General features: G+C 72.2%; 8 protein-coding genes and 1 pseudogene. 1 reads left to right on the top strand and 8 read right to left on the bottom strand.

Annotated features, from left to right (window positions below; genetic code table 11):
• Positions 1 to 61 precede the first annotated feature (61 nt).
• Positions 62 to 1,120: a LacI family DNA-binding transcriptional regulator gene (locus tag IH13_RS0134000; RefSeq protein ID WP_031090652.1), complete on the bottom strand. Its 1,059-nt coding sequence runs from the start codon at positions 1,118 to 1,120 to the stop codon at positions 62 to 64.
• A 267-nt stretch (positions 1,121 to 1,387) separates the two neighbouring features.
• On the opposite strand from IH13_RS0134000, the gene IH13_RS0133995 reads away from it, so the two are divergent.
• The gene (locus IH13_RS0133995) at positions 1,388 to 2,671 is read left to right on the top strand and encodes a transglycosylase family protein (protein ID WP_031090650.1); all 1,284 of its coding nucleotides are present in this window, start codon (positions 1,388 to 1,390) and stop codon (positions 2,669 to 2,671) included.
• On the opposite strand, the gene IH13_RS0133990 is transcribed toward IH13_RS0133995, so the two are convergent.
• From IH13_RS0133990 to IH13_RS0133965, 7 genes and pseudogenes are all read right to left on the bottom strand, one after another.
• On the bottom strand, positions 2,661 to 3,740 hold the full coding sequence (locus IH13_RS0133990; RefSeq protein ID WP_051836017.1) for a DMT family transporter: 1,080 nt from the start codon (positions 3,738 to 3,740) through the stop codon (positions 2,661 to 2,663). The two genes, IH13_RS0133995 and IH13_RS0133990, sit on opposite strands and share 11 nt — an antisense overlap.
• 228 nt (positions 3,741 to 3,968) lie before the next feature.
• Entirely contained in the window at positions 3,969 to 4,424 is a 456-nt protein-coding gene (locus IH13_RS0133985; protein ID WP_031090645.1) for an ATP-binding protein, read from the bottom strand.
• 100 nt (positions 4,425 to 4,524) lie between these two features.
• Positions 4,525 to 4,968 (bottom strand): response regulator, encoded by a 444-nt coding sequence (locus tag IH13_RS0133980; protein WP_031090644.1) that lies wholly within the window; start codon positions 4,966 to 4,968, stop codon positions 4,525 to 4,527.
• Positions 4,965 to 6,257 (bottom strand): sensor histidine kinase, encoded by a 1,293-nt coding sequence (locus IH13_RS39210; RefSeq protein WP_420713435.1) that lies wholly within the window; start codon positions 6,255 to 6,257, stop codon positions 4,965 to 4,967. The genes IH13_RS0133980 and IH13_RS39210 overlap by 4 nt, the downstream gene beginning before the upstream one ends.
• Positions 6,258 to 6,261: 4 nt before the next feature.
• Positions 6,262 to 6,420: pseudogene (locus IH13_RS46290) on the bottom strand (CHASE3 domain-containing protein); the annotation flags it as partial.
• A gap of 146 nt (positions 6,421 to 6,566) precedes the next feature.
• Positions 6,567 to 7,790 carry a PP2C family protein-serine/threonine phosphatase gene (locus tag IH13_RS0133970; RefSeq protein WP_031090642.1) on the bottom strand — a complete coding sequence of 408 codons (1,224 nt, stop codon included), beginning with the start codon at positions 7,788 to 7,790 and terminating at the stop codon, positions 6,567 to 6,569.
• A gap of 163 nt (positions 7,791 to 7,953) precedes the next feature.
• On the bottom strand, positions 7,954 to 8,421 hold a 468-nt coding region (locus IH13_RS0133965), incomplete at its 5' end, for a sigma-70 family RNA polymerase sigma factor (RefSeq protein ID WP_031090639.1).

Genomic DNA, 8,421 nt, shown 5'->3' with positions numbered 1-8,421 from the left:
CCGCGCCGCGACCGGATGAGCGGGAACGGCATACCCGCCCGGTGCCCCGCGGCCGGACCCCCTACGCCGACGCCCGTACCACCAGGGTCGGCTCGAAGATCACGGACGTCGCGGGCCGTTCCGGCTCCGTGAGCGGCGGCCGGCACGCCGCGGCGGCCCCGCTGTCGTCGAACCCGACCACGGCGACGTCCTCCGGGACCTTCTTGCCGTGGTCCCGCAGCACATGGCAGGCGCCCGTCGCCATCAGGTCGTTCCCCGCGAACACCCCGTCCAGACCGGGGTGGCCGGCCAGCAGTTGCTCCATCGCCGCCTCACCGCTCTCCTGGGTGAACCCGCCCTCGGCGACGGGGATGTACGGATGGCCGTGCCGGGCCATCGTCTCCTGGAACCCGGCGAGCCGGTCCTGCCCCGCCGCCACGTCCAGCGGCCCGCTGATCGTGGCGATCCGCCGGCATCCGCGGGCGAGCAGGTGCTCCGCAGCCAGCCGGGCACCGTCCCGGTGCGCCAGATCGACGTAGCTGATGCGGGTCGGCCGGGCGGGGCGCGCGTACAGTACGGCCGGCAGCCCGGCCTCCGCGACGAGTCCGGGCAAGGGGTCCTCCGCGTGGGTCGACACGATCAGGGCCCCGTCGGCACTGCCCTGGCGTAGGTAGGAGACCACTTCGTCCCGGGCCCACGAGGTCTCGGCGCACATCAGGACCGGGTGGATCCCGCGCGGCCGCAGGTGGTCGACGACCCCCGTCACCACCCGGCCGAAGAACGGGTCCGCGAACACGCGCGCGGTGAACGACCCCTCGCCGCCCCGCCCCGTCTCCTCGCCGGCCCCCTCCGGGGCGCCGCCCCCGCACGGTGCCGCGCCCTTCCCGGCCGCCGGCTCGGCCCCGGCACCCGACACCACGAGCGCCACGGCGTCCGTGCGGCGGGTGACCAGCGAGCGGGCCGCCTGGTTGGGCGTGTAGCCGGTGACGGAGACGGCCTGCCGTACGGTCTCCTGGATCGCCGGATCCACGTTGCGCACCCCGTTGATGACCCGCGAGACGGTGGCGCGGGAGACACCGGCGGCGCGCGCCACGTCCTCCAGGGTGGGAGCCGCACCGGTCGATCGCAGAGCATCCGTCATGAGGGCATTTATAGCACCGAGGAGGAGCGGCGGAGAGCGCTCTCCCTAGTCTTCTCCCCGGTCCTCTCGCGGTTGCCCGCCCGGGTGCGCTCCCACCGCTCTCACCGGTGCGGCCGGTTCTCGCCCGGCGCCCCGGCACGCCGCGTTCCACCGCGCGTGCGCCGGGGCGCGCGCCCCCAGGCGCGGCCGCTCCCTTGTCATCGCCCTTCGCGTGCCCATAAGTTGGCCGCTTGCGACGTGTTCTACTGCCTGTGGGGGAGCCAAGTCATGGCCGCGAACGGACGGCACCGCAGATACCAGCCCAGCCGGATCAACCGCGCCTCGCTCACTTTGACGGCGGGGGGCGCCGGCCTGGCGCTCCCGCTGCTCACGGCAGCCTCCGCCGGGGCCGCATCGGCCGACGTGTGGGAGAAGGTCGCCGCCTGCGAGTCGACCGGCAACTGGCACATCAACACCGGTAACGGTTACTACGGCGGCCTTCAGTTCACCCGGTCGACCTGGGCGGCGTACGGCGGGACCGTGTACGCGGCACGGGCCGATCTGGCCACGAAGGACCAGCAGATGGCCATCGCCGAGAAGGTGCTGGACGGGCAGGGGCCGGGTGCCTGGCCGGCCTGCTCGGTTCGGGCCGGCCTGACACGGGGCGGCGACGCGCCCGACATCGTCCCGCAGACACAGCGCACCAGGCCTGTGGACGGCGCGAAGACGGCCTCGGCGAAGTCCGCGGCCCCGAAGGCGGCGACATCCGCCCCAGGGACCGCGAAGCCCGCTCAGAAGAAGGCCGAGGCCGCCTCCCCGACCTCCGTGCCGGGCGCGCGCGACTCCTACACGGTGGCCCGCGGTGACTCGCTCTCCGGCATAGCGTCCACCGAGCGGGTCAAGGGTGGCTGGGAGCGTCTGTACGCCGCCAACCGCACGGTGGTGGGATCCGACCCCGACCTCATCCTCCCGGGGCAGCGCCTCACCCTGGACGTGACCGGTGCGCCCCAGCGGCAGGCCACCCGGAAGTCCACCGAGAAGCCCACCCAGAAGTCCGCCCCCAAGCCGGCCCAGCAGAAGGCCCCGAAGCAGGCGGCCCCGAAACAAGTCGCCCCGAAGCAGGCGGCCCCGAAGCAGGCCGCCCCCGGGAAGGCCGCCGCCAAGCCGCGCACCGGACTCACCGCGCCCGTCTCCGCCCGCACCGGAACCCCGTACCACCAGTCCGGATCCTGGGCGAGCGGATACCACACGGGCGTCGACTTCCCCGTGCCCACCGGCACGTCGGTGAAGGCCGTGGCCTCCGGCAAGGTCGTCTCGGCCGGCTGGGCCGGTGCGTACGGCTACGAGATCGTCATCCGGCACGCCGACGGCAAGTACAGCCAGTACGCGCACCTGTCCTCGCTCCACGTCCGCGCGGGGCAGCAGGTCGGAGGCGGCCAGCGGATCGCGCGCTCGGGAACCACGGGCAACAGCACCGGCCCGCACCTCCACTTCGAGATCCGCACCGGTCCCGGCTACGGCTCCGACATCGACCCGCTGGCCTATCTGCGGGCAGGCGGCGTCAGCGTCTGATCAGTCCGCCGGGCGCCGGCCCGGCGGACACCGTGCCGAAGTCCACCCGGCCGCCGCCGCGTTCCCTCGGCACCGTCAGCGGGAAAGAGGGTGCCGGGATCGAGGCGGACGGTCCCGCCACCGGAGAGACGACCGGTGTCGTCGGCCCCGGCAGCACGACCACGCCCGCCACCTCGCGCTCGGCGCCGGCGGGGCCCCCCGCCTCCAGCGGCTCCCCGGCGTCCAGCGGATCAGAGGCGCGGTGGTGCCCCACCCGCTCCCGGGTCAGCAGGACCAGCCCGGCGGCCGCCAGCGCACCGCAGCCCAGTGCGACCGTCGCGCCGGTCACCCCGAAGCGGAACTGCTCGCCGAAGAAGGCGATGCCCACCGCGGCGGCCACCACCGGATTGACGACGGTGACCGTGGCGAGCGGCGCGGTCAGCCCGGCGCCGCGGTAGGCGGCCTGGGAGAGCAGCAGCCCCGCGGTCGCCAGACCCGCGATGACCAGCAGCGTCGGCAGTCCCGAGCCCACCGCGCCGGCCGTCCATTCCATGGCCACGGTCTTGGTGAACACCGAGGCCATACCGAACGCGACCCCGGCACCCGCGGCCAGCACCATGCTGCGGGGCATCGCCCGGCGCACGCCCGTGGCGAGCAGGAGCAGTGCCGCCACCGCGCCGAAGGAACCTATGACCAGCGCGAATCTGTCCGGCCCGGACAGGGCGTGCGAACCGGCGCCGCCCGTCAGGGCCAGCAGACCGGCCAGGCCCGCTGTGGCCATCAGGGCACCGCGCCAGGCCGTGCGCCCCGCGCCGCGGCCGACGAACAGGGCCGCCATCGGCAGCACGAAGACGATGGTCAGGGCGCCGAGCGGCTGTACGAGGCTGAGCGGGCCGTACGCGAGTGCCACCACATGCAGCAGCGCCCCCGCCCCGTTGAGCGCCACAGCCACCCACCACACACCGTTGCGCAGCGGTGCGAAGGCACGTCGGTCACCGGTGGCGGCCACCCGCTCCTGGACGATCGCCCCGGCCGCATAGGCGACCGCGGAGACCAGCGACAACAGCACCGACAGCGCAAGGGAGCTCATGTACACCACGATGTCCCGTCCGAGCAGCCGTGTCGTCGTCCCTGAGACGGCATTTCCGTGTACGCGTACTGCTCCGGTAGTACGTCCACCGTTTCCACGTCCTTGTCCCGACGGTAGTCCTTCCCGCCCCCGCGCTCAGCACGGGCGGGCCCCCGCCTCGGCGGCGTACCGGGGAGCGCCCGGGTACACGACGGCCGGACTGTCCGGGGCGGGCGCCGTGAGGTTTCTTCAGCTGCTGAGCTCGAACTCCGCACGGATGCGCTTGCCCACCGGCACGCGCTCCGCCGTCACCCGGTCGCAGAGGGCGACCACGATCTCCATGCCGTGACCGCCCAGGCGCGACGGGTCGGGGGAGTAGAGGACCGGGAGCGCCGTGCTGCTGTCGTAGACCGTGACGCTGATGCGCTGGGCGTTGCCCTCCAGCTCCAGCATGTACGGGCCGTGGCTGTAGCGGTCCGCGTTGGTGACGAGCTCGCTCACCGCCAGCATCAGATCACTGCGGGTGTGTTCCCCGATGACCGCCAGCCACTCCGCCACGAGTCGCGTCAGGAAACGGTCGGCCAGGGCACGAGCCTGTGCGATGCATCCGGGCTCACCGGCGAAGACCTCGGCGGTGAGCAGAACATCCGTGGACGGCGCCCCCGCGCAGGGGGCGTCCGGCCGTGAGGTGGCCTGTTCGTTCATGTGCTCCAGCCAAGGCGCCGCAGGGTGAGGTCTCGCGACCTCTTTCTCGCCGTTCGTCTACCCGCGTCGAGAGATCCCACTCCGGGGGACCTCCAAGATCTTACGCACGGCCGGGCAGCCGGACCACACTCACGAAGAAGTCGTCGATCTGGCGCACCGCGCCGATGAACTGCTCCAGGTCGACCGGCTTGGTGACATAGGCGTTGGCGTGCAGCTTGTAGCTGCGCAGGATGTCCTCCTCGGCGGAGGACGTGGTGAGGACCACCACGGGGATCAGAGCCAGTTCCGGATCCGTCTTGATCTTCTCCAGCACCTGCCGGCCGTCGTATTTCGGCAGGTTGAGGTCGAGAAGGACCAGATCCGGCCGCGGCGCGTCGCCGTACTCGCCCTGACGGTAGAGGAAGTCCAGCGCCTCCTGGCCGTCGCGCACCACGTGCAGCGTGTTCCGGATCTTGTTGTCCTCGAACGCCTCGCGGGTCATCAGCTCGTCGCCCGGGTCGTCCTCGACGAGCAGGACCTCGATGGGCTGTACCGGATCGTTCACGGGGTGTCTCCCGACTGGGGGGTGAGCAGGACGGGCGAGAGCAGCTCGGCCGTGGTGTGGGTGGGCGCATCGGGAAGGACGGGCAGGGTGAAGTGGATCATCGTACCCTCCTCCGGCTCCGGGTCCAGCCAGATCCGGCCACCGTGGAACTCGATGATCTTCCGGCAGAGGGAGAGGCCGATGCCCGTTCCCTCGTACTCGTCGCGTGCGTGCAGACGCTGGAAGATGACGAACACCTTGTCCGAGAACTCCGGGGCGATGCCGATCCCGTTGTCGGCGACCGTGAGATGCCAGTCGTCGCCCTCCCGCACGCAGTCGACGGTGATCCGGCACGGTACGTCGGGACGGCGGAACTTGATCGCGTTGCCGATCAGGTTCTGCCAGACCATCGTCAGCGTGGTGGCGTCGCCGAGCAGCCGGGGGAGCGGTGCCTCACGTACGACGGTGGCCCCCGCGTCCTCGACGGCCAGGGCGAGATTGCCCAGGGCCCGGTCCAGGGAGCGGTCGAGGTCCACCGGCTTCCAGCTCTCGTGGACCCGTCCCACCCGGGAGAAGGTCAGCAGATCGTTGATGAGCACCTGCATCCGCTTGGCGCCGTCCACCGCGAAGGCGATGTACTGCTTGCCGCGGTCGTCCAGTTCCGTGCCGTAACGCTTCTCCAGCAGCTGGCAGAAGGATGCCACCTTGCGCAGCGGCTCCTGGAGGTCATGGGAGGCGACGTACGCGAACTGCTCCAGCTCCGAGTTGGACCGGCGCAACTCCCCGGTCTGCTCGGCCAGCAGGGTCTCCCGCTCCTGGGCCTCCGCGAGCTCTGCCACCAGCCTGCGGCGCATGTCCTCGACGGCCGCCGCCACCGCCCTGACGTCCGAGGGGCCCCGCACCTCGATCCGGTTCCCGACCGCGCCCGAGCGCACCGAACGGGAGGCGGTGGTCAGGGCGCTCAACGGCCGGCCCACCATCCGGTGGAGCAGCAGGCTGAGCGCGACGACGGCCAGCACCGCACCCGCCACCAGGGTCCACAGCACCCGGTCGCGGGTGGCGCGGGCCCGGTCGAGCTCGTCGCGGGCCTGGTCGCGGGCGGTGTCCAGGTGGCTCTGCAGCGTGGAGTTCAGCTGCCGCAGCCCGTCGAACTCCGTCTTGCTGCGGAGGATCGGCGTCGAGGACTCACGGGCCGGCCCGTCCTTGTCCACCGAGGCGATCAGCGGTTCGGCACGCTGGGTACGCCACCGCTCGGCGGCCTCCTGGATCCGGTCGAGGTCGCCGGCGAGCGGCTGCTCGTCGCCGATCAGCTCGCGCACCCGGCCGAGCGTACGGCTCCAGGAACGACGCGTCCCCGGTGAGCGCGTACCCGCGTACTCCGGTCTCCTGGTCGAGCAGTGAGGACTCCAGCTGGTACGACGCGGCGCGGGCGGGCTGGATGCGGTCCACCAGCTCCGTGGTCCGGTCGGACATGCGGGACAGGACGACGCCGCCCACGACGACGCAGCCGCAGACCACCAGCACGAAGCCGGCCAGGATGAGATGGACCCAGTTCTGCACCGACAGCCGGGCCGTGAGGCCGGGACGCGGGGCGGCGCCCTCACCGTCCGCCGGGGCGCTCACGACTCCGCCCGCCAGCCCAGGTGCAGGACGGCGACGTCGTCGGCCAGGCCCCCGTACGGCGAGGCACTCTCGGTCGCCTCGGCGACCAGCGTGTCGATGAACGCGCGGGCGTCCAGGGATCCGTGCCGTGCGGCCATGGCCAGTAGTCCTTCCTCACCCAGCCGGGTCTGCGGTCCGGTACGGCCCTCGAACAGGCCGTCGGTGAACAGGACGAGTTCGCTGTCCGGGAAGAGTTCCAGCTCCGTCAGCGACCAGCGGCCCACCCCGGGCAGCAGCCCCAGGGCCATGCCCGTGTCGGGCTCCACCCAGCTGACGTCCGTACCGCGCCGGAGCAGCATCCCCGGGTGCCCGGCCCGCACGACCCGGACCCGGTCCCGCTCCGGCGGGAAGACGAGGGAGGTCACGGTGGCGAAGACATGGGGGTCGGACCGCTCGGCGACGAGTATCTCCTCCAGCAGACCGATCTTCTCCAGCTGGGACACGCCGGTCAGCACCGCGGTCCGCCAGGCGACCCGCAGGCAGACGCCCAGCGCCGCCTCCGCCGCGCCGTGCCCGGACACGTCGCCGATCACCGCGTGCACCGCGCCGTCCGCGGTCTGCACGACGTCGTAGAAGTCGCCGCTCAGCAGTCCGTGGGCCCGGCCGGCCTCGTAGCGCGCGGCGACGGCGAAGCCGTCGTCGTGCAGCAGCGGGATGGGCAGCAGCGCGCGTTCCAGGCGGGCGTTCTCCTGAGCGATCAGCTGGCTCGTCCGGATCGCGGAGGCCACCCGCTCGGCGTTCTTGCGCTGGAGGGCGTACCGGACCGCGCGCCCCAGTGCCTCGGGGTCGATCCGGTCCTTCACCAGGTAGTCCTGGGCACCGTGCGCCACCGCGGACAGGCCGGTCTCCGCCTCGGCCAGGCCGGTCAGCACGACGACGGCGGCGTCCGGTGCCGACTCGACGAGCTGGCGGACGGCGTCCAGGCCGTGCACGTCGGGCAGGTGCAGATCCAGCAGGACGCACACGGGAGTGACGGCCGTGCGCAGGAACCGCCGCGCCTCCGCCAGCGTCTTGCACCACGTGAGGCTGGAGTCCAGCTCGCTGTCGGCCAGCATCTCCTCGACGAGCAGGGCGTCGCCCGAGTCGTCCTCGACCAGGAGAATGGCCGCACCGAGGTCCCACACGGAGGAATCGGCGACGGCGGAACCCGCCTGCTGCGCCGGAATCCCGGTGGGCCCCATCAGACGCGCGGACGCGCCCAACGGCAGCTCGATCACGCTCGATCCCCTTTGACGGACGGACGGACGGCACGGGGAGGCCCCGCGCCGTTTCGCCTGGAAGCATATGTGAATGATGCCCGGCTGAACGCCGGGCATCAGGTTTCCGGGACGTGAGCTTCTTCGCTCAGGCCTCGACGCACATTCCCGTGCGCAGCCGCTGTACGATCCTGCTGAGCAGGCGTGATACGTGCATCTGGGAGACACCGAGCTCCGCGCCGATCTGGGCCTGTGTCATCTCCTGGCCGAAGCGCATCCGGACGATGGTCCGCTCACGGTCGTCCAGCTGCCGCAGCAGCGGAGCCAGCGCGTGGAGGTTCTCGACGCTCTCCATACCCGGGTCCTCCTCACCGAGCAGATCCGCGTACGCCCGCTGCTCGCTGCCCGACTCGCTGTCGGCGCTCGGGGTGTCCAGCGAGCCCGCCGAGTACCCGTTGGCGGCGACCAGGCCCTCGATGATCTCCTCCTCGGGCAGATCCAGGTGCGTGGCGAGCTCGGCGACCGTCGGGTCGCGGTCGAGCTGCGCGGACAGGGTCTCCTTCGCCTTCGCGAGCTCCACCCGCAGCTCCTGGAGCCGGCGCGGCACATGGACGGA

This window comes from Streptomyces sp. NRRL WC-3549 (genome assembly GCF_000721935.1).
In the GTDB taxonomy this organism is placed as follows: Bacteria; Actinomycetota; Actinomycetes; order Streptomycetales; family Streptomycetaceae; genus Streptomyces.
Note: the sequence above shows the minus strand (reverse complement) of the source record. Positions and strands in the feature narration are given on the sequence as shown.

What these genes read in the sequence shown, in the direction of transcription:
- IH13_RS0134000 (WP_031090652.1), bottom strand. Translation starts at nt 1,120, where the DNA reads ATGACGGATGCTCTGCGATCGACCGGTGCGGCTCCCACCCTGGAGGAC.
- IH13_RS0133995 (WP_031090650.1), top strand. Translation starts at nt 1,388, where the DNA reads ATGGCCGCGAACGGACGGCACCGCAGATACCAGCCCAGCCGGATCAAC.
- IH13_RS0133990 (WP_051836017.1), bottom strand. Translation starts at nt 3,740, where the DNA reads ATGAGCTCCCTTGCGCTGTCGGTGCTGTTGTCGCTGGTCTCCGCGGTC.
- IH13_RS0133985 (WP_031090645.1), bottom strand. Translation starts at nt 4,424, where the DNA reads ATGAACGAACAGGCCACCTCACGGCCGGACGCCCCCTGCGCGGGGGCG.
- IH13_RS0133970 (WP_031090642.1), bottom strand. Translation starts at nt 7,790, where the DNA reads ATGGGGCCCACCGGGATTCCGGCGCAGCAGGCGGGTTCCGCCGTCGCC.